Annotated in this window: 26 protein-coding genes, 1 tRNA gene and 1 pseudogene; 24 read left to right on the forward strand and 4 right to left on the reverse strand. The window is 48.2% G+C overall.

What is annotated here, in order from left to right; translation table 11 throughout:
• Window positions 1-63: 63 nt before the first annotated feature.
• Complete coding sequence (locus EXG77_RS03290) at window positions 64-1,173, forward strand: DUF4097 family beta strand repeat-containing protein (protein WP_035396288.1); 1,110 nt, start codon at window positions 64-66, stop codon at window positions 1,171-1,173.
• Between the two features lie 236 nt (window positions 1,174-1,409).
• On the opposite strand, the gene EXG77_RS03295 is transcribed toward EXG77_RS03290, so the two are convergent.
• Window positions 1,410-1,793 carry a hypothetical protein gene (locus EXG77_RS03295; protein WP_023469232.1) on the reverse strand — a complete coding sequence of 128 codons (384 nt, stop codon included), beginning with the start codon at window positions 1,791-1,793 and terminating at the stop codon, window positions 1,410-1,412.
• Between the two features lie 126 nt (window positions 1,794-1,919).
• Between EXG77_RS03295 and hprK the strand changes: the two genes are divergently transcribed.
• From hprK to EXG77_RS03350, 11 genes are all read left to right on the forward strand, one after another.
• Window positions 1,920-2,855 carry an HPr(Ser) kinase/phosphatase gene (gene hprK / locus EXG77_RS03300; protein WP_035396292.1) on the forward strand — a complete coding sequence of 312 codons (936 nt, stop codon included), beginning with the start codon at window positions 1,920-1,922 and terminating at the stop codon, window positions 2,853-2,855.
• The gene (gene lgt, locus EXG77_RS03305; RefSeq protein ID WP_023469230.1) at window positions 2,855-3,688 is read left to right on the forward strand and encodes a prolipoprotein diacylglyceryl transferase; all 834 of its coding nucleotides are present in this window, start codon (window positions 2,855-2,857) and stop codon (window positions 3,686-3,688) included. Before hprK ends, lgt begins: the two co-directional genes overlap by 1 nt.
• 3 nt (window positions 3,689-3,691) lie before the next feature.
• A complete protein-coding gene (ppaX, locus tag EXG77_RS03310) occupies window positions 3,692-4,348 on the forward strand; it encodes a pyrophosphatase PpaX (RefSeq protein WP_035396294.1) in 657 nt (218 codons plus the stop codon).
• Window positions 4,332-4,814: a DapH/DapD/GlmU-related protein gene (locus EXG77_RS03315; protein WP_035396297.1), complete on the forward strand. Its 483-nt coding sequence runs from the start codon at window positions 4,332-4,334 to the stop codon at window positions 4,812-4,814. Before ppaX ends, EXG77_RS03315 begins: the two co-directional genes overlap by 17 nt.
• A gap of 30 nt (window positions 4,815-4,844) precedes the next feature.
• Window positions 4,845-5,225, forward strand: a complete 381-nt coding sequence (gene kapB, locus EXG77_RS03320; RefSeq protein ID WP_023469227.1) for a sporulation phosphorelay system protein KapB — start codon at window positions 4,845-4,847, stop codon at window positions 5,223-5,225.
• A 96-nt stretch (window positions 5,226-5,321) separates the two neighbouring features.
• Window positions 5,322-6,806 carry a tetratricopeptide repeat protein gene (locus EXG77_RS03325; RefSeq protein WP_035396300.1) on the forward strand — a complete coding sequence of 495 codons (1,485 nt, stop codon included), beginning with the start codon at window positions 5,322-5,324 and terminating at the stop codon, window positions 6,804-6,806.
• Between the two features lie 61 nt (window positions 6,807-6,867).
• Window positions 6,868-7,830 (forward strand): thioredoxin-disulfide reductase, encoded by a 963-nt coding sequence (trxB, locus tag EXG77_RS03330; RefSeq protein WP_023469225.1) that lies wholly within the window; start codon window positions 6,868-6,870, stop codon window positions 7,828-7,830.
• Window positions 7,831-7,941: 111 nt separating this feature from the next.
• Window positions 7,942-8,811 (forward strand): RNase adapter RapZ, encoded by an 870-nt coding sequence (gene rapZ / locus EXG77_RS03335; protein ID WP_023469224.1) that lies wholly within the window; start codon window positions 7,942-7,944, stop codon window positions 8,809-8,811.
• The gene (yvcK, locus tag EXG77_RS03340) at window positions 8,811-9,809 is read left to right on the forward strand and encodes a YvcK family protein (RefSeq protein WP_023469223.1); all 999 of its coding nucleotides are present in this window, start codon (window positions 8,811-8,813) and stop codon (window positions 9,807-9,809) included. Before rapZ ends, yvcK begins: the two co-directional genes overlap by 1 nt.
• On the forward strand, window positions 9,806-10,762 hold the full coding sequence (gene whiA, locus EXG77_RS03345; protein ID WP_023469222.1) for a DNA-binding protein WhiA: 957 nt from the start codon (window positions 9,806-9,808) through the stop codon (window positions 10,760-10,762). The genes yvcK and whiA overlap by 4 nt, the downstream gene beginning before the upstream one ends.
• An 82-nt stretch (window positions 10,763-10,844) precedes the next feature.
• Window positions 10,845-11,081, forward strand: coding sequence for a hypothetical protein (locus EXG77_RS03350; protein ID WP_023469221.1), 237 nt, complete (start codon window positions 10,845-10,847; stop codon window positions 11,079-11,081).
• A 121-nt stretch (window positions 11,082-11,202) separates the two neighbouring features.
• On the opposite strand, the pseudogene clpP reads toward EXG77_RS03350, so the two are convergent.
• Window positions 11,203-11,787 (reverse strand): annotated as a pseudogene (gene clpP / locus EXG77_RS03355) (ATP-dependent Clp endopeptidase proteolytic subunit ClpP); the annotation flags it as partial.
• Between the two features lie 182 nt (window positions 11,788-11,969).
• Window positions 11,970-12,045: transfer RNA gene (locus EXG77_RS03360), tRNA-Arg, on the reverse strand.
• Window positions 12,046-12,198: 153 nt separating this feature from the next.
• Here EXG77_RS03360 and EXG77_RS03365 point away from each other — a divergent pair.
• The 10 genes from EXG77_RS03365 to EXG77_RS03410 all read left to right on the forward strand — a co-directional run bounded on the left by EXG77_RS03365 (window position 12,199) and on the right by EXG77_RS03410 (window position 22,225).
• Window positions 12,199-13,341 carry an RNA polymerase subunit sigma-54 gene (locus tag EXG77_RS03365; protein WP_035396302.1) on the forward strand — a complete coding sequence of 381 codons (1,143 nt, stop codon included), beginning with the start codon at window positions 12,199-12,201 and terminating at the stop codon, window positions 13,339-13,341.
• The gene (locus tag EXG77_RS03370) at window positions 13,332-13,592 is read left to right on the forward strand and encodes a glutaredoxin family protein (protein WP_023469219.1); all 261 of its coding nucleotides are present in this window, start codon (window positions 13,332-13,334) and stop codon (window positions 13,590-13,592) included. Before EXG77_RS03365 ends, EXG77_RS03370 begins: the two co-directional genes overlap by 10 nt.
• A 115-nt stretch (window positions 13,593-13,707) precedes the next feature.
• A complete protein-coding gene (locus tag EXG77_RS03375) occupies window positions 13,708-14,736 on the forward strand; it encodes a sugar-binding transcriptional regulator (protein ID WP_023469218.1) in 1,029 nt (342 codons plus the stop codon).
• Window positions 14,737-14,789: 53 nt separating this feature from the next.
• Window positions 14,790-15,797 carry a type I glyceraldehyde-3-phosphate dehydrogenase gene (gene gap / locus EXG77_RS03380; RefSeq protein WP_023469217.1) on the forward strand — a complete coding sequence of 336 codons (1,008 nt, stop codon included), beginning with the start codon at window positions 14,790-14,792 and terminating at the stop codon, window positions 15,795-15,797.
• 121 nt (window positions 15,798-15,918) lie between these two features.
• Window positions 15,919-17,103: a phosphoglycerate kinase gene (gene pgk, locus EXG77_RS03385; RefSeq protein WP_035396304.1), complete on the forward strand. Its 1,185-nt coding sequence runs from the start codon at window positions 15,919-15,921 to the stop codon at window positions 17,101-17,103.
• A 27-nt stretch (window positions 17,104-17,130) separates the two neighbouring features.
• Window positions 17,131-17,883, forward strand: a complete 753-nt coding sequence (tpiA, locus tag EXG77_RS03390) for a triose-phosphate isomerase (protein WP_023469215.1) — start codon at window positions 17,131-17,133, stop codon at window positions 17,881-17,883.
• Window positions 17,884-19,431, forward strand: coding sequence for a 2,3-bisphosphoglycerate-independent phosphoglycerate mutase (gene gpmI / locus EXG77_RS03395; protein WP_035396306.1), 1,548 nt, complete (start codon window positions 17,884-17,886; stop codon window positions 19,429-19,431).
• 59 nt (window positions 19,432-19,490) lie between these two features.
• Window positions 19,491-20,783 (forward strand): phosphopyruvate hydratase, encoded by a 1,293-nt coding sequence (gene eno, locus EXG77_RS03400; RefSeq protein WP_023469213.1) that lies wholly within the window; start codon window positions 19,491-19,493, stop codon window positions 20,781-20,783.
• Window positions 20,784-21,052: 269 nt separating this feature from the next.
• Window positions 21,053-21,964 carry an acyl-ACP desaturase gene (locus tag EXG77_RS03405; RefSeq protein ID WP_035396308.1) on the forward strand — a complete coding sequence of 304 codons (912 nt, stop codon included), beginning with the start codon at window positions 21,053-21,055 and terminating at the stop codon, window positions 21,962-21,964.
• Between the two features lie 12 nt (window positions 21,965-21,976).
• Entirely contained in the window at window positions 21,977-22,225 is a 249-nt protein-coding gene (locus EXG77_RS03410) for a hypothetical protein (RefSeq protein ID WP_230088506.1), read from the forward strand.
• Between the two features lie 138 nt (window positions 22,226-22,363).
• Here the strand turns inward: EXG77_RS03410 and EXG77_RS03415 are convergent, their stop codons facing one another.
• On the reverse strand, window positions 22,364-22,666 hold the full coding sequence (locus EXG77_RS03415) for a hypothetical protein (RefSeq protein WP_230088507.1): 303 nt from the start codon (window positions 22,664-22,666) through the stop codon (window positions 22,364-22,366).
• Between the two features lie 153 nt (window positions 22,667-22,819).
• On the opposite strand from EXG77_RS03415, the gene EXG77_RS03420 reads away from it, so the two are divergent.
• Window positions 22,820-23,164 (forward strand): hypothetical protein, encoded by a 345-nt coding sequence (locus EXG77_RS03420; RefSeq protein WP_035396309.1) that lies wholly within the window; start codon window positions 22,820-22,822, stop codon window positions 23,162-23,164.
• Between the two features lie 243 nt (window positions 23,165-23,407).
• A complete protein-coding gene (locus EXG77_RS03425) occupies window positions 23,408-23,647 on the forward strand; it encodes a hypothetical protein (RefSeq protein WP_035396311.1) in 240 nt (79 codons plus the stop codon).
• Window positions 23,648-23,740: the final 93 nt, after the last annotated feature.

Raw genomic sequence — 23,740 nt, forward strand, 5'->3', positions numbered from 1 at the left:
GGAACTTAAACGAAAGTATCATGTAACACACGTTTGAGGTTCAAGAATAGGAGGGAACGGTTCATGAAGCAAGATATGCGTCAATTGATATTGGAGCAAGTCAAAGAAGGAAAGTTAACGATTGATGAGGCACTCGATAAACTCGAGCGGCTCGAAGCGATCGACGAACGTGCAACTTCTGCCAGTGAACATAAGTACGTCGATGAACCAGAACAATATGATCGGGTCGACCAGTATTCCGTCGATTCGCTGACGACGAAAGTCATGTCAGCGTTCGATAATCTCGTCAGTCGGATCAAGGATAGTGATCTTTCGCTTAATCAAGCGTCCGGTCCGAACGTCACCTACGTCAAACAATTCCCATTCAGCGGTGAGACGGTTCATGTCGATCTGTTCAATGCGAACTTGGTCGTTGAACCAAGTGATCTTGAAGAATGTGAGTTGACGGTGACGGGACGTCCGCTTCGTCGCCAACAGGTGACAGAAGAACAAGCGCTTGAGCAACTTCAGGCAGCCGTTCAACATGCGGTCTCAGCAAACACGCTCTCGATCCGCTTGAAGGATAAGAGTGTCCGTGCGACGGTCCATCTGAAAGTTCCGCGCCGTCATTACGAATCATTCGTCTTACAGACGTTGAACGGGGAAATTTCGTTGACGTCGCTCGATACGACATCTGCTCAACTGATGACAGCAAACGGTCGAGTCAACGTCCGTGATCTGTTCAGTGAGGATGTCAAAGTATCGACAGCGAACGGTTCGATCGAAATCGAAGAGTCGGAGTTGAAAGTCTTGAAGGCGAAGACAGCCAATGGACAAATCATCACGACAGGTGTCTTCGAACGTTCAGAACTAAAAACGGCGAACGGAAACGTCCGCTGCGAGCTGAAGACCGTGCAAAACGCGAAGGTCAAAGCGTCGTCGCTTGCCGGAAGCATCGCCTTGATGTTGCCGCATGGCGCAGAAGTGTACGGGGAACTTGAGACAAACTTCGGTGGTCTCAACTGCAACCTCGATGACATGGAATTAATCCGGGATCAAAAAGAGATCGTCAACCGGAAGCTCCATTTCGTATCAGGTCGCGGTCGCTCACCAAAAATCGAGGTTGAAGCGGATACGAAGACAGGTACGATTTCGGTCACGCATGGTGTTCACCTCAGTCCACAAGCGTTATAAGCATACCAGCGCAACTTCTTGAAAAAGAGGTTGCGCTTTTCTTATGACGTCGTATCCGCTTTGCATGCTTTCCTCAGGCGAGACACAAGCCGCGGCTACACGAGTAGCCGGGTCTCGTTTGTCTCTGACAGCGCGGATGTCCGCGCTTTTTCCTGTAGGAGTCACGCAAACGGGCAGACGTCAGCTGCATATACAAAAACACCCATCCTTACTGAAAAGGATGGGTGTAGCCTACATCAATAATCGTAATCCTGATCCATCATCGGCTCGTCGAAGTTCATGTTCTCGATATTATTCATATCGTAACCGAACGAGAGTAAGGCAATGACACCGATGATTGCAAGAACGATTGAAACGAGAATCAGACCGATTCCGAGCCAACTCTTTCCGCGTGCGCGATTCCAATAGAAGATGATCGCGAGGACGTAGGAAATAAATGAACCACTGATGAAGATTCCGATGATCGAGATGATGAAGAATAAAAGAGCTGTTTGATCTTGATTACGCGAATACGCTTTCCACATATCAATCAGTGAGATGATGAGGTAGACGAAACCAGCAATCGCTAGAACCGCAAATAAGATAATGACTAAAATTAATCCGATACCACCGCCTGACATCACGGCAAAACCTCCTTCAAAATATTAACTCTTTATTCCATTCCCAAGAAATCATGCTTCTAATCCAATTCCATGAATCGAATAAAAATATGGTACAATACTTCAAGTGAAAGGGGCTGACGAAGCGTGCAACCAAAAGTGCGAACAGCTGAAATCGTAAAACAATTCAATCTCCACATCGTCACGGGAGAAGAGGGCTTGCATCGTCCGATTCTGACGGCTGATTTGTGCCGACCTGGCCTTGTGCTTGCCGGTTATTATGCCTATTACCCGGCAGAACGTCTCCAGATTCTCGGAAAAACAGAATTGACGTTCTTCAATAATTTAACGTACGAGGAACAACGCGAACGAGCGAATGTCCTCTGTACGGATGAAACACCTGGTATCTTGATCACACGTGGATTCGAAGTACCGGAAGCGATCATCCAAGCCGCGGACGAGACGAACGTGCCACTGTTGACGACAAAAGGGCATACGACATCGGTCGAGTCACAGATCACGAACTTCCTCGAAGCGGAACTTGCACCAACGACAGCGATGCATGGTGTCCTCGTCGATATCTATGGTGTCGGTGTCTTCATCAAAGGGGCAAGTGGTGTCGGTAAATCGGAAACGGCACTCGAACTCGTTAAGCGAGGTCACCGCCTAGTGGCAGATGACTCAGTTGAGATTCGTCAAACTGGTGACGGGATTCTCGTTGGGACAGCACCGAAGTTGATTCAACATCTGCTTGAGATTCGTGGAATCGGGATCATCGATGTGATGACGTTGTTCGGTGCAGGTGCGGTTCGCTCGCATAAGAAGATCAGCCTCGTCTGTAACCTCGAGATTTGGGATCAATCGAAAGTCTATGACCGCGTCGGTCTGGACCAAGAGACACTCCAAATCATCGATACGGAAATTCCGTTCCTGACGATTCCGGTTCGTCCCGGACGAAACCTTGCTGTCATCATCGAAGTCGCAGCGATGAACTATCGTCTGAAGAACATGGGCATCAACACAGCAGAAGAATTCGCGGGACGTCTCGCGCAAGCAATTGAAGATGGGAATGGTGGTCTTTGATGGGAACTTTAGCCTCTGTACAACCAACGTTTGACCGCGTGGCGATTGAACTCGGTCCTGTACCGATTTACTGGTACGGCATCGTCATCGCACTCGGTGCGGTCGTCGGTCTCCTGATCGCAATCTTCGAGTCGAAGCGAATCGGCTTCAACGAAGAGTATGCGGTCGATGTCGTCATCTGGTCGATTCCGATCAGTATCATCTGTGCCCGGATTTACTACGTCGCGTTCGAGTGGAACTACTATAGTCAACATCTTGACCAAATCATCAATATCCGCCAAGGTGGGATCGCGATTCACGGTGCGATCATCGGTGCGATTTTGACGGTCATTATCTATACGCGTAAGAAAAAGATCTCGTTCTGGCAAATCGCTGATATCTTGGCACCATCCCTCTTGTTCGGACAAGCCGTCGGACGCTGGGGTAACTTCTTCAACCAAGAAGCACACGGTGGCGAAACGACATGGTCGTACTTACAAGATACGCTGCACTTACCGAACTGGATCGTTAACCAGATGTACATCGACGGGACGTACTACCTACCGACGTTTCTCTATGAAAGCATCTGGAACATCATCGGTGTCATTCTGTTGATCGTCTGGCGGATGAAGTTCAATCCACGTCGTGGGTATGTCTTCCTGGGTTATCTTGTGTGGTATTCAATCGGACGCTTTTATATTGAAGGACTCCGGACGGACAGTCTGATGATGGGGGATGGACTCCGGACAGCGCAAATCGTCTCAATCTGTCTGATCATCTTCGGTGTGATCATGATGGTTGTTCGCCGTAACGCCGTTCGTTACTTGGACGGTTCGAAAAAGGAGGCGAAGTAATCGATGATTCGCACGCTACTGTTTGATTTAGATGGAACGTTGATCGATACGAATCCATTGATCTTAAAAAGCTTCGAGCATACGCTCAGTTACTATTATCCGGACCGGACGTTTACGGAAGCGGAACTGCTTCCGTTCATCGGTCCGACGCTTGAGAAGTCGTTCTCGGCAATGAATGCGGAACAGTGGAAAGAGATGGTCGCTTTTTACCGTAGCTACAACATCGCGATGCATGATGCGCTCGTGCTCGAGTATCCGGGTGTGCTCGACGGATTACGTCGACTGCATGAAGCAGGATACAAGATGGCGGTCGTCACGTCGAAAAGTCGTCGTGTCGCTCTCCGCGGCATCGAGTTGTTTGGATTGACGTCACTCTTTGACGCTGTCATCGCAGCCGACGACGTAACGGAAGAAAAACCAGCTGTCGAGCCGTTCGAAAAAGCGATGCAGTTGCTTGGAGCAACAGCAGACGAAACGATCATGGTCGGTGACAACGATACGGACATTCTCGGTGGTAAGAACGCGGGACTGAAGACGGTCGCGGTCGGTTGGGCGATCAAAGGACGCGCGTACTTAGAGGCACTCGAGCCGGATGTCATCATTGATTCGATGGATCATCTTGCTGCTTGGCTGGAGGAACAAAATGGCGCGGCGAACTGATCGGTTTCAGGTCGGAACGACGAATCCACTCTGGCACATGTACCGGACGGTGTCGTTCTTTAAAGTGATGTGGTGCTTTACGATCATCACGATCGGTCGGTTTGCTCCGTCGCTACGTTTTAAGAACGCACTCTACCGGACATGTCTTCGGATGAAGATCGGGGAGAAGACGGCACTTGCCTTGATGGTGATGCCGGACACGATGTTCCCGGAGCGGATCACGATTGGTGATAATACGATCATCGGCTTCAATACGACGATTCTCTGTCATGAATATTTGACGACGGAGTATCGTTTAGGTGACGTCGTCATCGGAAGCAATGTTTTGATCGGTGCGAACGTGACGATCCTACCGGGCGTAACGATTGGAGATGGTGCCGTCGTTGGTGCCGGATCAGTCGTTCACCGGGACATTGCACCGAATGAACGGGTCTCGAGTCAGCCGCTTCGCCGGCATGAAATGTGACAAAACTGTGAGAAGGAAGAAGGAAAAAAGATGACGCACATCCGCTTTACGTATAAGACAGGAAAGTATTTCGGAAGATTATTCGCCGAACGTCCACAAGGTCTCGTCGTTGAGGTGTTGGCTGTTGAGAAGCATCCCGTTCAAGGGGATCTTCACCAACCGAACCAAGTCGATGTTCCACTCTTCCATATCCGGACCGCCTTGCATAAGCACGAAAAGATCACGGTTTCACCCGCAGTCGTTTATGCGTATGACGGAGAGATTCCCGATTATGCGACGAGCTTACGGCAGGCATATGACAAGGACGTGGCACGTCTTGAAGGACTGAATCCAGAGACGGATGCTTTTGTACGAAAATGCTTAGAGAATTACAAAGAACTGGAATCGATTTATGCGAAACGCTGGGGATGAACTCCGGCGTTTTTTTCTGTTGCATGCCTCCTAGAGATAGGGTATTCTTGTGTCTGCAACTACGAAACCAGTTTACTATTTATGGGGGCTTGAATCATGATGGAATTAACCAAATACAAAGCAGACCCCTTTGCGATAACAGCGCGCCAAGCGGAACTTTTTTATTTCCGCGGACGGAAGGCGCACCGGGAAGGGCGACTGGACGAAGCCGTCTATCATTTAGATGAGGCGACGACACTTCAGCCAGCGGACATCCGTTATTTGCTCCGTTATGCCCGTGTCTTATTCGAGACAGGAGAAATCAATCATGCGAATGATGTCTTGAAACAAGTACGCGCACTCGACGCATCAAATACGGAAGCACTCTTTTATCTAGCGAATAACTACGCACACGTCTCACTTTATGAAGAAGCGCGACAGCATGCGATGGAATATTTAGAGCAAGCACCAAACGGCAAACACGCGGAGGCATCGGCCGCACTCGTGGAACTAATTGATCTCGAACAAGAGATGGAAGACGACGAAGAGGATGAATTGATTCGTCTGCACGGTCAGGCACAACGCCAGATCGATAAAGGAATGCTGTTCGCGGCACAGGAGACGCTGACGGGACTGATTGCCCAGTACCCGACGTTCTGGCCTGCCTACAACAACCTCGCGATCGTCGAGTTCTATTTAGGAGAGAACGATCAGGCATTCGCTTCCCTTGAACGGGTCCTTGAAGGGAATCCGGGGAATTTGCATGCCCTTTGTAATACGCTCGTCTTGCTACACGAGATGGGTCAGGACGAAGAGGCGCATCGTCTCTCCCGTCAGCTCGAACACGTGCGTTCCGTGCACCTTGAGACACGTTATAAGGTCGCATCGACTTTAGCAATCATCGGACGATACGATATCGCCTATGAAGAGTTGAAGTTGCTCGAGCGTCGCGGATACCGGGGAGACCCACTCTTTGGTCACTGGTTATCAATCTCTGCCTATAAGACAGGACACGTCGAAGAAGCAGCCGCTTTCTTGAAGTCGGACGAAGCACAAGCGTTAAAGGAAGAGACGGATACGTATGACATTCGGCACAACCTGCAGTTTCGCTCGGCACTCATCCAAGCGCTGAAGACGGAAGATGATGTCTCGCGGATCTTTACGGCACTTCTCCTTGGCAAACTGAACGATGCTGAAGCACGGCTTGCATTGTCGATGATGCCAGAAGTGACAGATCAGGAAGACGTCCTGTTATTGACGGAACAGATTGTCATCGAGATGGAAGGACGGACTGATGTCGTGGATGAACGCATTCACCGGGCATTGCAGACGATCCGTCTTGCGGAACGGTTCGTTTCAGACGAAGAACGGATGAGTCTCGAAGGGGATTTTTATGAACGCTTCGCACAGCTCGTCTTAAGTGGGGAATCGTTCGATTCGATTGAAGCATCTGCTGCATCACTGCTTTATCTGTTCCATGATTTACGGGACGGGATGTTGATCGAGGAATGTGCATCACTCGTCGATTGTTCGTTCGATCACGTCGCGTCGATGATCCGGACACACGAACGGATGCTGGCACCGCTACAAGCAAAGTGTTAGACGTTTAGGCGATTCTCACCTATACTCAAACTACAATGAATTTAAAAAATGGGGTGGAATCATGGCGGAAACAGAACAAAAAATTTATGACGTCATCATCATCGGGGCAGGACCTGCTGGGATGACAGCCGCACTTTATGCATCACGTGCGAACCTTTCGACATTGATGATCGAACGCGGGATTCCGGGCGGTCAAATGGCGAACACAGAAGATATCGAGAACTACCCAGGATACGATAGCATCCTCGGACCCGATCTCTCGCAAAAAATGTTCGACCACTCGAAAGCATTCGGCGCAGAATATGCGTACGGAGACGTTCGAAGCATCGAAGACGGTAAAGCATACAAAACGATTCACGCACACAACAAAGATTACTACGCACGGGCGATCATCATCGCGTCTGGTGCACAATATAAGAAAATCGGCGTACCGGGTGAAGAAGAGCTCGGCGGTCGCGGTGTCTCGTACTGTGCTGTCTGTGATGGCGCGTTCTTTAAAGAAAAAGAACTCTTCGTCATCGGTGGAGGCGACTCTGCGGTGGAAGAAGGCGTCTACTTGACACGCTTCGCGAAAAAAGTCACGATCGTTCACCGTCGTGATGAGCTCCGCGCTCAAAAGATTCTTCAAAAACGTGCGTTCGACAACCCAAAAATCGACTTTATCTGGAACCATACGGTTAAACAGATCAACGAACAAGACGGGAAAGTCGGCGGTATCGAGCTGATCAATACAAAAACAGCTGATGTGACGACGCATCCGATCGATGGTGTCTTCATCTACATCGGGATGAACCCGATCACTGGTTATGTCCAGGACCTCGGTATCTTGAACGACCAAGGCTACGTCGTAACAAACGAAGCGATGGAAACAAACATCAAAGGCATCTTTGCTGCTGGTGACGTTCGTGAAAAGACATTGCGTCAAGTCGTTACAGCGACAAACGATGGTTCGATTGCCGCGCAAAACGCGCAACACTTCATCGAAGCGTTACTTGAAGAATTACAAGAATCCTCACACGCGTAATAACGAACCAGTTTCATTGAAGGTACCTTCAGTGAGGCTGGCTCTTTTTTTATGATATACTGAGAAAGAAGCGAAAAATACACACGGAACTGTTGTCTGGAGGGCGAAAAGATGGAACAGAATCAACCGCAACTTGTGATCATTACGGGTATGAGTGGGGCTGGTAAGACAGTCGCAATGAACAGCTTTGAGGATTTAGGCTATTTTTGCGTTGACAATCTACCACCGACGTTATTGCCACAACTCATCGAAGTCATCGGACAAGTGCGTCCTAAAATCGCCGTTGCCATCGATACACGTGCGCGTGATTTCATTGATAGTTTTTTTGTCGTTTATGAGGATTTGAAAAAGACGAACTTACAAACGCGGATGCTCTATCTCGATGCGCGTAACGATGTTCTCGTACGCCGCTACAAAGAATCGCGTCGTTCGCATCCGCTTGCACCGACTGACTCACCACTGACTGGGATTGAACGCGAGCGGACGTTACTTGAAGGATTCCGTGATAAAGCACAAATGCTGATCGATACGAGTGACATCAAACCGCTTGCGCTAAAAGAACGTTTGTTGAAAGAGTTTACGACAGGAGAGCGGATTCCGTTTACGGTCAACGTCATGTCGTTTGGCTTCAAACATGGCTTACCGCTTGATGCCGATCTTGTCTTTGACCTCCGGTTCTTACCGAATCCGTTCTACATTCCGGAACTGCGTCCAAAGACAGGACTCGATGAGGAAGTCGCATCATACGTCATGCAGTGGCCGGAAGCGAAGCTGTTCTATAAAAAACTCGTTGACTTGCTCGAGTTCCTGATTCCGCAATACGAGCGGGAAGGGAAGTCACAACTCGTGATCGCCCTCGGCTGTACAGGCGGGAAACACCGGTCGATCACGTTCGCGGAAGCCATCAGCAAGGAATTCGCGACGCAGTATCACATCGAGACGAATCACCGGGATTATGTGCATGCGAAGGAGGAGAAGTGATGAAATGGGAACGTAAAGTCGTCGCCATTGGTGGCGGGACAGGACTCTCAACGCTTCTTCGTGGACTGAAGCATTACCCGCTCGACATTACAGCGATCGTTACGGTCGCGGATGACGGCGGCAGTTCTGGTCGTCTGCGGACGGAGTTTAATATGTTGCCGCCTGGCGATATTCGCAATGTCATCGTCTCCTTGTCGAAATCGGAAACCTTGATGGACCGGATCATGCAGTACCGGTTTGAGACCGGCGAAGGATTGCATGGGCATTCGCTCGGCAACTTGATGCTGACGGCAGCGACACAACTCTGTAACGGTTCGTTCGTCGAAGCGATCGGTGTCATGGGACAACTGTTGAACGCAGAAGGAAAAGTCTATCCGGCGACAGAGCGCACAATCACGTTATGTGCCGAATTCGAGGACGGGACGATCGTCAAAGGCGAGTCACTGATTCCGACGGTCGGTAAGAAGATTGAACGGATTTTCCTTGAAGAACAAGATGTCCGTCCGGTACCGGAAGCGATTCAAGCGATTCTCGATGCTGATGTGATCGTCCTTGGACCAGGAAGTCTTTATACGAGTATCATCCCGAACGTCTTGATTGATGAGATCCGGGAAGCAATTCAGCAATCACTGGCGCCAGTCGTCTATATTTGTAACGTCATGACACAACCAGGCGAGACGACAGCATTTACAGCCAATGAGCATTTATCGACGCTCGAACGTTTTCTCGGTCAAGGCGTCGTTGATACGATCATCGTCAATAATGAGTCAATCGATGCCGGTTACTTGAAAAAGTATCAAAAGGATCATGCCGACATTGTCACCTATAATGAAAAACAATTCGAGCTCGCAGGCGTCGAAGTGCTGGCAGATGATATTGTCGACTACAATCATCATTTCATTCGCCATGACTCAGATGCGGTCGCAAGCCTCGTCATGCGAAAAGTACTATCGATTCGGCGGATGCGTCAACTCGAAGGGAAGGAGGAGCTGACATGAGCTTTGCCTCAGAAGTCAAAAAAGAATTAACGCAGATTCCGATCACCGATCACGAGATGAAAGCGGAACTCGCGGCGCTCGCGCGGATGAACGGTGCAATCTCGTTCGGTCTCGGACGGGGTCTGACACTTGATATCTCGACCGAGAATGCCTCGATTGCCCGTCGGATTTATTCGCTGTTGAAAAAAGCATACGGAGTCCATCTCGATTTACTCGTGCGGAAAAAAATGCGTCTGAAAAAGAATAATGTCTATATCGTCCGTGTTAAGCAACAAGCAGACAAGATTTTGCAGGACCTTGGAATTTTAGGGGAAGGGTTCACGATGATTCGTTCGATCAGTGACACGATTTTAAACGATGAACGAAAAGCGCGTGCGTATTTACGAGGAGCGTTCCTCGCCGGGGGTTCGCTCAACAATCCAGCGACGTCGTCATATCACTTGGAGATTTTCAGCTTATATGAAGAGCATAATGCAGCGCTCCGTGGTCTATCGAACGTCTTTGATTTAAACGCGAAGGCGATTGAACGAAAAAAAGGGCATATCCTTTATATCAAAGAGAGCGAAAAGATTTCCGATTTCCTCAAGCTCGTCGATGCGACACAATCGATGCTACGGTTCGAGGACGTACGAATCTTAAAAGACATGCGTAACTCGGTCAACCGTCTCGTCAACTGTGAGACGGCGAACCTCAATAAAACGGTCGGTGCGGCATTACGTCAAGTCGAGAACATCAAGTTCCTTGAGCGGACGGTCGGACTCGATGTTTTACCGGATAAGTTGAAGGAGATCGCGATTTTGCGCGTGACACATCAAGACGTCACGTTACAAGAGCTCGGGGAGATGGTCGAAAGCGGCTCCATCTCAAAATCAGGAATCAATCACCGGTTGCGGAAGATTGATCAAATCGCTGAAAAAGTACGGAATGGAGAGTCGATGACAGGGGCCTTATAAGAGGGTCGCTTGCGGGATGAACCATAGTCTACTATAATATATAGTCGATGCAACTAAATGTTCGAATTAAGGAGTTTTTGAAATGGCTAACGAAAAGAAACGTATTTCGCTCACTGTAGACGCGAAGTTTGACGAAGTATTAACGAAAAAAGCAAAATCAATCGGTGTACCGAAAAGCACACTCGTTGCGTTCGCAACATCTTTATTCCTGAAACAATTACAAGCAGAAGAAGAGCTTTCGCCACATGCGAACGCGATCTACTCGCTGATTCGTGAAAACCACGACATCGTTTCAGATATCACAGACTTGATCGACTGATCATCGACCTCTCGTTCTACAAGGAACGGGAGGTTTTTTGTTGTATGCAGATGAATAGAGAAGAGTTCGCTTTCCTACAGATACAAAAAAAGTGCCTCCCGAAGGAGACACTCTGGGTGACTTATGCACGTTCCATGACGCGGTCGATGAGACCGTAATCAGCAGCAGCTTGTGCTGACATGAAGTTGTCACGCTCTGTATCGCGTTCGATGACTTCAAGTGGTTGTCCTGTGTTTTCAGCCATGATTTTGTTGAGGTGCTCACGCATTTTGATGATACGCTCCGCATGGATTTTAATATCCGATGCTTGACCTTGTGTACCACCGAGTGGTTGGTGGATCATGATTTCAGCGTTTGGTAACGCGAAACGTTTTCCTTTTGCACCTGCTTGAAGCAAGAACGCACCCATCGATGCTGCCATACCGATACAAATCGTTGAGACTTGTGGCTTGATGAAGTTCATTGTATCGTAAATCGCCATACCGGCAGTGATCGAACCACCTGGGCTGTTGATGTAAAGCGAGATTTCTTTATCTGGATCTTCTGCTGCTAAGAACAGAAGTTGGGCAACGACTGAGTTGGCGACGTTGTCGTCAATCGCGCTCCCAAGAAGAATGATGCGGTCTTTTAGCAAACGTGAGTAGATATCGTAAGCACGTTCCCCGCGGTTTGTTTGTTCGATGACTGTTGGAATTAACATAGTCTTTGCCTCCTTATAGTTGGTATGTAGCTTCCTATTCGACTTATCCTTATCATAATCCTTTGGTCAATATTGGTCAAAAGATACGATGCGACTTTTAGGTATTTTTCCATTACAAGGGCAAACGAAACATATCAATATAGAAAAAAGGCAACGCCATTGCTGGCATTGCCTTGTAGTTGAATAAATGGTACACCCGGAGAGATTCGAACTCCCGACACCTGGTACCGGAAACCAGTGCTCTATCCCCTGAGCTACGGGTGCATCTGATGTACTGAACAATTAATAGTATAGCGACATTTTTTCAGGAAAGCAATAGGGAAGCATGACTTTTCTTTTCCTTAGCGACTTAAAAGAGGCTCAGAGCACGTTTCTTAAAACGTTTCTTCTATAATAAGAAGAGGAGGAGGGGAATCGATGGATCAACGCCAGGAACAGACGCAACAGATGACGTTATCGGCGTCACAACAGTATCAATTACATGTGCTTGAGCAACCGTCGGCAGAGCTCGAGGAGGAATGGCGACGGTTGAAACGACGGTTGCATCGTCATTACCCGAATCAGGTTTCGCTAGAGGTCGAGCAGATGGCAGGTAATATGGCATCCTATGAAGACGAGCTTCTTGCACAAATACGTTTAGAATCAGTCAGACAGGAAATAGGATATATGGCGGAACAACTCATCGTGTATTTAGAAGCGGACGGTTTATTACGGACGTCGGACGAGCAGCTCGCTGCATCCTTCTCGACCGATGTCGCAACGATTACAGAAGCACGGACTCTCTTACAACAATGTGAACCAGTCGGCATCGCTGCCCGCTCGGAGCGCGAGTGCCAATGGTTACAGGCAATCGAGCTAGACGACACGGAATTGATCGGACTAACGGATCGGTTGCGACATGAACCGGCGAGTCAGGTATTCGCTCAGTACAGTGAGGCGGATCGAGCGCGGTTGCGAAAACGATTGACACGCCTGAGCCGGACACCGGATCTTCCTAAAGAAGAACGACCGGTCATGGCAGAAGCACGGATTCACCTGTTAGATGGAAAACTTCAGATCGATTGGATGACACTCGATACGGATCAGACGTGGCTCGAACTAAAAGAGGCAACGCCTTTTTTGCGCGCGTACGAACGACGCCGTGTCACGATGCATGCGATCCTCTCAGTTTTGCTTGAGCGACAAGAACGTTGGTTCAAAGGAGAACTGCATCTTGAGGCATTGACGAAAAAACAAGTCGCTGAGGCGACGGGGCATCATCCGTCAACGATTGGTCGAGCGATTGCTGCGAAGTACGTCGAGACGGTCCATGGTCTCGTTGCTCTAGAAGACTTGTTCGTCTCACGGACGACAACCGGAGATTCGAGTTTTTTGATTAAACGGCGGATCGCCGAATACATTCAATACAGCGATCGTCCGTTAAGTGATCAGCAATTGACGGATCGTCTGCAAGCAGACGGTCTGACAGTCGCAAGGCGGACGGTCGCGAAGTACCGGGCAGCGCTTGGTTTAACGAAAAAAACGATGCAGCAAAGGAAGGCGCAATCAGAATGGGATTAAAACGACACAGACACTTAACACTCTATTCACGTCCGGGATGTACGCTATGTGAAGAGGCCGCCATCTTACTCGACTTCGTACTCGATGAGTTTCCGGAATGGACGTTCGAGGAAGTCAACATCGATCAGGATGAAGCGCTCAGTCTACGATTCTTATACGAGATTCCGGTCGTCATGCATGACGAGGAAATCTGGAGTTATGGCAAATTCGAGACGGAAACGATAAGAAACCGCTTACTTCAAAAAACTTGAGAAACGAGACTTGCAAGGCGAGAAATGGACTGTTATGATAACGGTGTACCAAGTGGGACACGTTATGACATGCGGGACAGAAAGCGTCCAGCTACTTGAGAGGAGAGGGAAATACATGATTCGGCAGTTAGTCCAGATCCAAAAACGAATCGTGCCTGATCTGATCGAAGAAATGCAGACACGCTACGACATCCTTCATTATGTACGACTGATGCAACCGATCGGACGACGTACGCTTGCGACGAGCCTTGGCTTGACGGAACGCGTCTTACGGCGGGAAGTCGACTTCTTGAAGCAGCAAGACCTCCTAGAGGTCGCGACGCAGGGGATGTCCTTGACGGATGAAGGACGAAATGTTCTTCGCAGCATGCACAGCATCATGGGAGAACTCGCAGGGATCTCAGACATGGCGAAAGCCTTGAAAGAGAGACTCGGAGTACGTGACGTCGTCATCGTACCGGGTGATTCCGATGAAACCTTCTGGGTACAGCGAGACATGGGGCGGGCAACCGTCGCACGACTCAAACGAGAGCTTTCTTCAGACCATCACAATACGATCGCTGTCACAGGCGGTACAACGATGGCATCCGTCGCGGCGATGATGTCGCCAGACAAGGAACACCGTCCGATGACGTTCGTTCCGGCACGCGGAGGACTGGGAGAAACGCTCGAATTACAAGCGAACACAGTATGCTCACGGATGGCATCACGCGCTCAAAGTGATTATCATCTGCTTCACATCCCGGACATGGTCAGTACAGAGACGTTCGTCAAGATGATCGAAGAGCCGAGCATAAAAAATGTGCTTCAAATGATTAAAGGTGCTTCAATCGTGGTACATGGAATTGGTGAGGCGAAAACGATGGCAAAACGTCGTCGCGCGTCTGAGGATCTCCTGACCCGACTGGAACATGAACAGGCAGTAGCGGAAGCATTCGGATATTACTTCGACCGAGACGGGAACATCGTGCACCGGGTCAAGACAGTTGGTCTTCAACTGGCTGACTTGAAGCAAGTCGAACACGTCATCGTCGTCGCAGGTGGTCATTCGAAGGCAGAAGCGATCAACGCCTATGTCAAACAGTCGCCAGACATCATCCTGATTACGGATGAAGGCGCAGCAGCTTCGATTTTGAAAGGGTAACCCCCTTTTGAATAATAGATAACTCGCTTTACATTAAAAGGAGGAAAATTATCATGGCAGTAAAAGTTGGTATTAACGGATTTGGACGTATCGGACGTTTGGCACTTCGTCAAATTCTTCAATTCGATGGAATCGAAGTAGTCGCGATCAACGACCTTACAGACACTAAAATGCTTGCGCACCTTCTCAAATATGATACGACTCAAGGTCGTTTCGACGGCGAAGTTGAAGTACACGACGGTTACTTCCTCGTCAACGGTAAAGAAATCAAAACACTTGCTAACCGCAACCCAGAAGAACTCCCATGGGGCGAGCTCGGTGTTGACATCGTTCTCGAATGTACTGGTTTCTTCACAGACAAAGAAAAAGCTGAGCTTCACTTAAAAGCTGGCGCTAAAAAAGTCGTTATCTCTGCACCTGCAACTGGCGACATGAAAACAGTCGTCTTCAACACGAACCACGAAATCCTTGACGGAACTGAAACAGTTATCTCTGGTGCTTCTTGTACTACAAACTGTCTCGCGCCAATGGCTAAAGTTCTCCAAGATCAGTTCGGAATCGTTGAAGGTCTCATGACTACGATCCACGCTTACACTGGTGACCAAAACACACTCGACGCTCCACACCCTAAAGGTGACTTCCGTCGTGCACGTGCGGCAGCAGCAAACATCGTTCCAAACTCAACTGGTGCTGCAAAAGCAATCGGTCTCGTTCTTCCAGAACTTCAAGGTAAACTTGATGGATCTGCACAACGTGTACCAGTCGCTACAGGTTCACTCACTGAGCTCGTAACTGTACTCGACAAAAAAGTTTCTGTAGAAGAAGTCAACGCAGCAATGAAAGCAGCTGCTAACGAGTCTTACGGTTACACTGAAGACGAAATCGTTTCTTCTGACATCGTTGGTATCTCTTACGGATCACTCTTCGATGCAACACAAACTAAAGTCATGACAGTCGGCGACAAACAACTCGTTAAAACAGTTGCTTGGTATGACAACGAAATGTCTTACACTAGCCAACTCGTTCGTACACTCAAACACTTCGCAGAAATCGCTAAGTAATTCGAGCAATTAAATAGCAATTGAATAAGAGCGGAAACGATATCAGTCTCCGCTCTTATTGCGGAAAAAAGCGGGAGGGGCATTCGCCCCTCACTATACGTAAGAGACGGAGGACGAATGTATGAATAAGAAATCGATTCGCGACATCGATGTACAAGGAAAACGCGTATTTACACGCGTGGATTTCAACGTACCGTTGGAAGACGGTAAAATCACGGATGACACACGGATCCGTGCTGCACTCCCAACGATCAAACACTTGATCGACGGTGGAGCAAAAGTCATTCTCGCTAGCCACATGGGTCGTCCAAAAGGCGAAAAGAACCCTGAGTTCTCACTTGCACCAGTCGTAGCACGCCTCAGCGAATTGCTTGGTAAAGACATCAAGCTCGTTGAAGAAGCATACGGTCCAGTTGCAGAAGAAGCAGTCAGCAAACTCGAAAACGGCGATGTCGTCGTCTTAGAGAACGTTCGCTTCTACCCTGGTGAAACGAAAAATGACGAAGAGCTCGCTAAAGGATTCGCGAAACTCGCTGACGTCTTCGTCAACGACGCGTTCGGCGCAGCACACCGTGCACACGCATCGACAGAAGGTATCGCACACCATGTCGACACAGCAGTTGCCGGTCTTCTCATCGAAAAAGAACTTCAAGTTCTCGGTAAAGCTCTTTCTAACCCAGATCGCCCGTTCACGGCAATCATCGGTGGTTCGAAAGTAGCGGACAAAATCGGTGTCATCGATCACTTACTCGACATCGTCGATACGTTGATCATCGGTGGCGGCTTATCGTACACGTTCCTCACAGCTCGTGGTATCGAAGTCGGTACTTCACTTCTTGAGGTCGATAAAATCGACCAAGCGAAGGAATTCATGAAGAAAGCAGAAGAAAAAGGCGTTAAGTTCCTCATGCCAATCGACTGCGTCATCACGAAGGAATTCGGAGAAGAAACATATGTCGGACCACGTGACATCACAGAGATCCCAGCCGATCACATGTCACTTGATATCGGTCCAAAAACGGTTGAACTCTATGCAGAGGCAATCAAGAACTCGAAACTCGTCGTCTGGAACGGACCGATGGGCGTATTCGAACTCGATAAATACGCAAACGGTACAAAAGGTGTCGCGCAAGCTCTTGCGGACAGCGATGCGTACTCAATCATCGGCGGTGGCGACTCAGCTGCTGCGGCAGAGAAATTCGGTCTTGCTGACAAAATGAGCCACATCTCTACAGGTGGTGGAGCAAGTCTCGAATTCATGGAAGGGAAAGCTCTTCCTGGTGTCGAAGCGCTAAACGACAAGTAATCTAAGTTCACAAGGGAGTGTTTCTCAATGCGTAAACCAATTATCGCAGGTAACTGGAAGATGAATCTGACGCTCAAGGATGCAGTCGCATTCGTTGAGGAAGTCAAAGGAGCTGTACCTGCTTCGACGACAGTCGACGCAGCCGTCTGTGCGCCAGCAGTATTCTTGGCACACTTGACAGAAGCAGCAGCTGGTACGGATCTTAAGATCGGTGCTCAAAACATGTACGACAAAGAGAGCGGTGCGTTCACTGGTGAAATCAGCCCGCTCATGCTCAAAGAACTCGACGTGACATACGTCATCCTCGGTCACTCTGAGCGTCGTGAGTACTTCGGCGAAACAGATGCGTTCATCAACAGCAAAGCGAAAAAAGCGTTCGAGCACGGTCTCGTTCCAATCGTTTGTGTAGGTGAAACACTGGAAGAGCGTGAAGGCGGCAAGTTCGAAGACGTCATCCGCGAACAGACAGCAAACAGCCTCAAAGGTCTTACTGTCGACCAAGTGAAAAATCTCGTCGTCGCTTACGAGCCTGTCTGGGCAATCGGAACAGGTAAATCAGCGACAGAACAAGATGCACAAGATTCTTGTAAATTCGTCCGTGACGTCGTTGCAGCTGAATTTGGTGCTGAAGCAGCAGAAGCTGTCCGCATCCAATACGGTGGTAGCGTCAAACCGGAAAACATCAAAGAATATATGGCTCAACCAGACATCGACGGCGCGCTCGTCGGCGGTGCAAGTCTTGAGACAGGATCGTTCCTCAAACTGTTGGAGGCGATTTAAATGAAAAAACGTCCAGTCGCACTGATCATCCTTGATGGTTTTGGTATGCGTGACGAGGAGTTCGGAAATGCCGTTACGGCGGCAAACAAACCGAACTTCGACCGTTACTGGGGTCAATACCCGCATACGTTGTTGAATGCGAAAGGCGAATACGTCGGTTTGCCTGAAGGTCAAATGGGGAACTCAGAAGTGGGTCACCTCAACATCGGTGCAGGTCGCGTCGTCTATCAATCGCTATCCCGAATCAACAACGCAATCAAGGATCGCTCGTTCTTCTCGCGTCAAGCGATGAACGATGCGGCAGGTCACGTGAAGAAATACGGTTCAGCGCTTCATATCTTCGGTTTGGTCTCTGACGGTGGAATCCACAGTCACATCAACCACTTATATGCGGTGCTCGAATTCGCGAAACTTCACGAAATCGAAAAAGTCTACCTCCATGCTTTCACGGACGGTCGTGACTGCGACCCACAATCGGGCGCTGGTTTCCTCCGTGACGCGCAAGCGAAGATGGATGAATTGAATGTTGGACAATTCGCGAGTATCTCTGGTCGCTACTATGCGATGGATCGCGATAACCGTTGGGAACGCGTCAAGAAAGTCTATGACGTCATCACGTTCGGTGAAGGTCCAACGACGAAGGATCCAATCGGCATGGTTGAAGCTTCGTACAAACAAGACGTAACGGATGAGTTCATCGAACCAACTGTTGTCGTGCAGGAAGACGGTACGCCAGTCGCACCGATCCACGATAACGATGCGATCGTGTTCTTCAACTACCGTCCTGACCGTGCGATTCAGCTTTCGAAAGTCTACAAAGAAAAAGGTGGCTTCGACGGATTCGAAATTCCGGACAACGCACCGAAGAACCTGCTACTCGTCTCGATGACGAAGTACTCGGATGCGATTGATACGGACATCGTCTTCCCGCCTGAAGACATCAAGAACACGCTTGGTGAGACATTGTCAAAACAAGGTCTCAAACAGCTACGCATCGCGGAAACGGAAAAGTATCCGCACGTCACGTTCTTCTTCAACGGACAACGTGAAGAACCATACGAAGGGGAAGATCGGATCTTGATCCCTTCACCAAAAGTCGCGACATACGACTTGAAACCGGAGATGAGCGTCTATGAAGTCACAGACGCGCTCGTCGACGCAATCAACTCGGACAAACATGACGCGATCATCCTCAACTTCGCTAACCCGGATATGGTCGGTCACTCGGGTATGCTCGAGCCGACGAAAAAGGCAATCGAAGCTGTCGATGAGTGTCTTGGGAAAGTCGTTGACTTGATTCTCAGCAAAGGCGGCGCGGCAGTCATCACGGCTGACCACGGGAACGCGGATAAAGTCCTCAATGCGGACGGCAGTAAGATGACGGCGCATACGACAGAACCCGTGCCATGTATCGTGACGGTCGAGGACGTTGAACTCCTTGAACCACTCACAGGTGCACTCGCTGACCTCGCACCAACGGTCCTTGATCTCCTCGGGGCGGACCAACCAGCAGAGATGACTGGTAAATCGATCGTATTGAAGAAATAATCCCGTCGATCCAAGTAGCTACACCACATATTTCTTACACACAAAAGGAGCGAATTTAAATGTCAATGATTACAGAGATTTACGCACGCGAGATTCTTGATTCACGCGGTAACCCAACAGTAGAAGTAGAAGTTTATACAGAAGATGGCGGTTTCGGTCGCGCACTCGTACCATCAGGTGCATCAACTGGTGAGCACGAAGCAGTCGAACTCCGTGATGGCGACAAAGCACGTTACCTCGGAAAAGGTGTTTTGAAAGCTGTTGACAACGTCAACGAAAAAATCGCACCAGAAATCATCGGTTACGATGTCTTCGACCAAGCTGGAATCGACAAAAAGATGATCGATCTCGATGGTACGAAAAACAAAGGTAACTTCGGCGCTAACGCAATCCTTGGTGTTTCTATGGCTGCTGCACGTGCTGCTGCTGATGAGCTTGGTCTTCCACTTTACACATACCTCGGTGGATTCAACGCGAAAACATTACCAACACCAATGATGAACATCATCAACGGTGGATCACACGCAGACAACAACGTGGACTTCCAAGAGTTCATGATCATGCCTGTCGGTGCTCCAACATTCAAAGAAGCACTTCGTATGGGTGCTGAAATCTTCCACGCGTTGAAATCAGTTCTTAGCGGAATGGGTCTTAACACAGCAGTTGGTGACGAGGGTGGATTCGCTCCAAACTTGAAATCAAACGAAGAAGCAATCACAGTTATCCTTGAAGCAATCGAAAAAGCTGGCTACAAAGCAGGCGAAGATGTTTACCTTGCAATGGACGTCGCTTCTTCTGAGTTCTACGATAAAGCAGCTGGAACATACAACCTCGCTGGCGAAGGCAAAGTCCTTTCAACAGAAGAGCTTGTTGAATTCTACGCACAACTCGTTGACAAATACCCAATCATCTCAATCGAAGATGGCTGTGACGAAAACGACTGGGATGGTCACAAACTTCTTACAGATCGTATCGGACACAAAGTCCAACTCGTTGGGGATGACTTGTTCGTAACGAACACTGAGAAACTTGCTGAAGGTATCGAAAAAGGCATCGCGAACTCAATCCTCATCAAAGTTAACCAAATCGGTACGTTGACTGAAACATTCGACGCAATCGAAATGGCTAAAAAAGCTGGTTACACAGCTGTCGTTTCTCACCGTTCTGGTGAAACTGAAGATTCAACGATCGCTGACATCGCTGTTGCGACAAACGCTGGTCAAATCAAAACTGGTTCACTTTCACGTACAGACCGTATCGCGAAATACAACCAACTTCTCCGCATCGAAGACATGCTTTCAGACGTTGCTGTCTACGACGGAATCAAATCATTCTACAACCTCAAGAAGTAATTTCAGGTTGATCGTTTGAACAAGCTATAAGGAAAACCTCCTATTCGTGTGATACGTACACACGGATAGGAGGTTTTTTGTATATCAAGCAATGTCAAACATGAAAAGCACTTTTGTCATTAAAACTATACTGAACTGTCAAAAAATTGATTCATCCTAGTAGATGACTAAAATGTTATACTCATAAATAAGTGCAAATCAAATAGTTATAGGCATTAATTACATCTTGCTCGATGCAGATGACAAATACGTCTAAAGGAGATACGATCATGTTAAATTCAGATTTAGATATCCGTTTAGAACCACGCATTCAAGAGTTATATCGACTTCACAAGGAGCGTTCAGCCAACATCGACTGGAGCTACCACGAGTTCATTCCGTGGGATAAGGCGATGTCGTTCAAACGCGTTCCTTGGGACGAAAGCCAAGTCACGCTTCCGGAAGGTGTCATCGTCGCAATCGAGACGGCATTACTGACAGAAGTCAACCTACCGTGGTACACGTCGCACTTAGACTATACATTCAAGAACTCGATGGAAGTCATCAATGACTTCGTCCGGACATGGACAGCAGAAGAAGATCAGCACTCGAACTTACTCGAGACGTATTTACTCGTCACGCGAAACGTCAATCCAACGCGACTTCATCAATTAAGAAGACGCGTCGTTGAAAACGGCTGGTTCCCGGACTTCACGAACCCGTTAGCGACAATGGCGTATACGTCACTGCAAGAGTTAGCGACACTCGTCTTCTATAACAACGTCGCGAAAATCGCAGGGGCACACGACAAAGACTTAGCAACGCTACTTCGTCGTCTAGCGAAGGATGAAGCACTGCATTATGCGTTCTATCGTGACACGGTCAAAGCACACCTAGAGCTTGACCCGAACTTCATCGTCTTCTTCGAAGACGTCATCATCAACTTCTCGATGCCAGGTGCTGTCATGCCTGACTTCACGGAACGGATGAAGACGATTGCTGTTGATACGAACTATGGACCACTCCAATACTTCGACCAAGTATTAGACGTCGTCGTCAAATTCTGGGGCATCGCTGATTTAGAACCGACAACTGACGAAGCGAAACAATCTCAAGCGAACATCATGAAGTATCATGGACGTTTGAAGCGTATCAAGGAACGTCAAGAGCGCCAACTCGAAAAAGCGAAGATTGACGCGTAAGGGGGAATGAAGATGAAGTGTGAAATCTGTGGAACTGAAACGAACAACCAAGTCAGTTACTTGGAACTCGACACGTGGGAATTCAATTCTCTGAATAAAGAAGCCAAAGACTTCTATCCGATCTGCTTTGATTGCTTCGACAAGCATACGAATCAGTTCATCGATCAGGAGATGGATCTCGAATTACGTAAAAAACGTTCACAAATGGTCAACAAAGAAGTAGAAGCCGAAATCGAAGCGATTCTTGAGGTTGAGAATTAAGTCGTCTTTACCATACGTGAAGGGAAGTATGACCGGTAGTGCTTTGGCGCTATCGGTTTTTTATTATCCCTAAAAAAAGCAGTTATCTCTTGCTTCACATGTTTTGTGAAAGAAGAAATAGCTGCTTTTAACATGAAGTCAGTCTTCGATGAATGTAACGAGATAATGATGGGCAGAATGAAGCGGTGCACGGGTCACGAAAAAGTCCGGGAGATCGACATCGATTCCCAATTCGCGCAGTGTATCGGGATCCAAACATTCCTGAATCAAACGTTTGATGTCTTGTAACAGTTCATCGTGCAAGTTCGCTTCCTTCGGAAAGGCACGTTTCGCGTCATCGCGCAACAATAGCACGATAGGTGGTAGACCTCGTAAGAGATCGACCTGAAGGGGCTGCTGATGACGTTCGAAATAATCATTCAGACAACTGACGACCCTCATCGAGTGTTCTTCTTTCATCCGATCCCAACTCTCTGTATGTGACTGTAACTCTCTAGCTATTCCCTAATTGAAGTGAGGATATGCAGGGAAACTGGAAATCAAGCATTACGAGGACGCTGTTCGGGGTAGAACTAGAGGGAAGGGGGAATCGACATGCTATTTCGGTTTTTGTTTTTAGGGCTTGATACGTCGATTGGTGACATCCCGTTGCGCCTCATCTATTTTACGGAACTCATATTATTCATCGGTTTGTATCAAATCACGAGCCGGTTTTCACGTCAGAGTCTGATTTTGGGAACGGCACTCGGAATTGGCGGACTGATTGCCATCTTACCCGGTGCGCTCTATATCATCCGTTATAATCCGGAGGATGCCGTCATCGATGTCACGTTCCTATTGATTTATTTGTTTGAGCCGCTGGCAATCATTGCGTTCGTTGTGGCTTTGATTCGACGTTTGTTCTTGGAGCGAAAAAGAGGCGAGAAAGCGAAAAGATGAAGAGCTTTCCCGCAGGAGTCTCCGTCTTTTCTGAAAATCAATCGTCTAGTGCTATCTAATCTGACAATCAATACACCGTAAGCTGGCGTGACGCTGTCTTACGGTGTATTTGCGTATACCTCCAAATACTTTCTTTCAATAGTGTAAGGAAGAGTAACTGGAAGAATATTCTATAATAGAAAGAGAGCGAAATTAGATCTTAGTTGGTTTCGTAAGATCCTGGTGATTATAGGAGTGAGTTTCATGCATAAAGTGTTGTTTGGTTTGTCCATTTTGAACAGTGTCTACATTATGAATAACTTATTTACGTATTCCGATAGTTTTTTGAATGCACCACTCGGCGTAACGACAGTCATTGCCGTGACATTAATGTTTCTGAATGACAGTGTCAAAAAAGATAAACCGTCATTGTACACGAAAGCGACGGATGGGCTAGGGTTCATTAATATTTTGATTGGTCTTTCACTGATTGTCTTTATTTAAGACATGATTCAGAGTGTTCAAGTGCATGATCATATGGAATGATCGTAAGTCTGACTCCGCGTCAGGCTTCTTTTTTATGGTCCAATCCAAGAA

Source organism: Exiguobacterium sp. OS-77, assembly GCF_000414195.2.
Classification (GTDB): Bacteria; Bacillota; Bacilli; order Exiguobacteriales; family Exiguobacteriaceae; genus Exiguobacterium_A; species Exiguobacterium_A indicum.

What these genes read in the sequence shown, in the direction of transcription:
- EXG77_RS03290 (WP_035396288.1), top strand. Translation starts at nt 64, where the DNA reads ATGAAGCAAGATATGCGTCAATTGATATTGGAGCAAGTCAAAGAAGGA.
- EXG77_RS03295 (WP_023469232.1), bottom strand. Translation starts at nt 1,793, where the DNA reads ATGTCAGGCGGTGGTATCGGATTAATTTTAGTCATTATCTTATTTGCG.
- lgt (WP_023469230.1), top strand. Translation starts at nt 2,855, where the DNA reads ATGGGAACTTTAGCCTCTGTACAACCAACGTTTGACCGCGTGGCGATT.
- ppaX (WP_035396294.1), top strand. Translation starts at nt 3,692, where the DNA reads ATGATTCGCACGCTACTGTTTGATTTAGATGGAACGTTGATCGATACG.
- EXG77_RS03315 (WP_035396297.1), top strand. Translation starts at nt 4,332, where the DNA reads ATGGCGCGGCGAACTGATCGGTTTCAGGTCGGAACGACGAATCCACTC.
- kapB (WP_023469227.1), top strand. Translation starts at nt 4,845, where the DNA reads ATGACGCACATCCGCTTTACGTATAAGACAGGAAAGTATTTCGGAAGA.
- EXG77_RS03325 (WP_035396300.1), top strand. Translation starts at nt 5,322, where the DNA reads ATGATGGAATTAACCAAATACAAAGCAGACCCCTTTGCGATAACAGCG.
- trxB (WP_023469225.1), top strand. Translation starts at nt 6,868, where the DNA reads ATGGCGGAAACAGAACAAAAAATTTATGACGTCATCATCATCGGGGCA.
- rapZ (WP_023469224.1), top strand. Translation starts at nt 7,942, where the DNA reads ATGGAACAGAATCAACCGCAACTTGTGATCATTACGGGTATGAGTGGG.
- yvcK (WP_023469223.1), top strand. Translation starts at nt 8,811, where the DNA reads ATGAAATGGGAACGTAAAGTCGTCGCCATTGGTGGCGGGACAGGACTC.
- whiA (WP_023469222.1), top strand. Translation starts at nt 9,806, where the DNA reads ATGAGCTTTGCCTCAGAAGTCAAAAAAGAATTAACGCAGATTCCGATC.
- EXG77_RS03350 (WP_023469221.1), top strand. Translation starts at nt 10,845, where the DNA reads ATGGCTAACGAAAAGAAACGTATTTCGCTCACTGTAGACGCGAAGTTT.
- EXG77_RS03365 (WP_035396302.1), top strand. Translation starts at nt 12,199, where the DNA reads ATGGATCAACGCCAGGAACAGACGCAACAGATGACGTTATCGGCGTCA.
- EXG77_RS03370 (WP_023469219.1), top strand. Translation starts at nt 13,332, where the DNA reads ATGGGATTAAAACGACACAGACACTTAACACTCTATTCACGTCCGGGA.
- EXG77_RS03375 (WP_023469218.1), top strand. Translation starts at nt 13,708, where the DNA reads ATGATTCGGCAGTTAGTCCAGATCCAAAAACGAATCGTGCCTGATCTG.
- gap (WP_023469217.1), top strand. Translation starts at nt 14,790, where the DNA reads ATGGCAGTAAAAGTTGGTATTAACGGATTTGGACGTATCGGACGTTTG.
- pgk (WP_035396304.1), top strand. Translation starts at nt 15,919, where the DNA reads ATGAATAAGAAATCGATTCGCGACATCGATGTACAAGGAAAACGCGTA.
- tpiA (WP_023469215.1), top strand. Translation starts at nt 17,131, where the DNA reads ATGCGTAAACCAATTATCGCAGGTAACTGGAAGATGAATCTGACGCTC.
- gpmI (WP_035396306.1), top strand. Translation starts at nt 17,884, where the DNA reads ATGAAAAAACGTCCAGTCGCACTGATCATCCTTGATGGTTTTGGTATG.
- eno (WP_023469213.1), top strand. Translation starts at nt 19,491, where the DNA reads ATGTCAATGATTACAGAGATTTACGCACGCGAGATTCTTGATTCACGC.
- EXG77_RS03405 (WP_035396308.1), top strand. Translation starts at nt 21,053, where the DNA reads ATGTTAAATTCAGATTTAGATATCCGTTTAGAACCACGCATTCAAGAG.
- EXG77_RS03410 (WP_230088506.1), top strand. Translation starts at nt 21,977, where the DNA reads ATGAAGTGTGAAATCTGTGGAACTGAAACGAACAACCAAGTCAGTTAC.
- EXG77_RS03415 (WP_230088507.1), bottom strand. Translation starts at nt 22,666, where the DNA reads ATGAGGGTCGTCAGTTGTCTGAATGATTATTTCGAACGTCATCAGCAG.
- EXG77_RS03420 (WP_035396309.1), top strand. Translation starts at nt 22,820, where the DNA reads ATGCTATTTCGGTTTTTGTTTTTAGGGCTTGATACGTCGATTGGTGAC.
- EXG77_RS03425 (WP_035396311.1), top strand. Translation starts at nt 23,408, where the DNA reads ATGCATAAAGTGTTGTTTGGTTTGTCCATTTTGAACAGTGTCTACATT.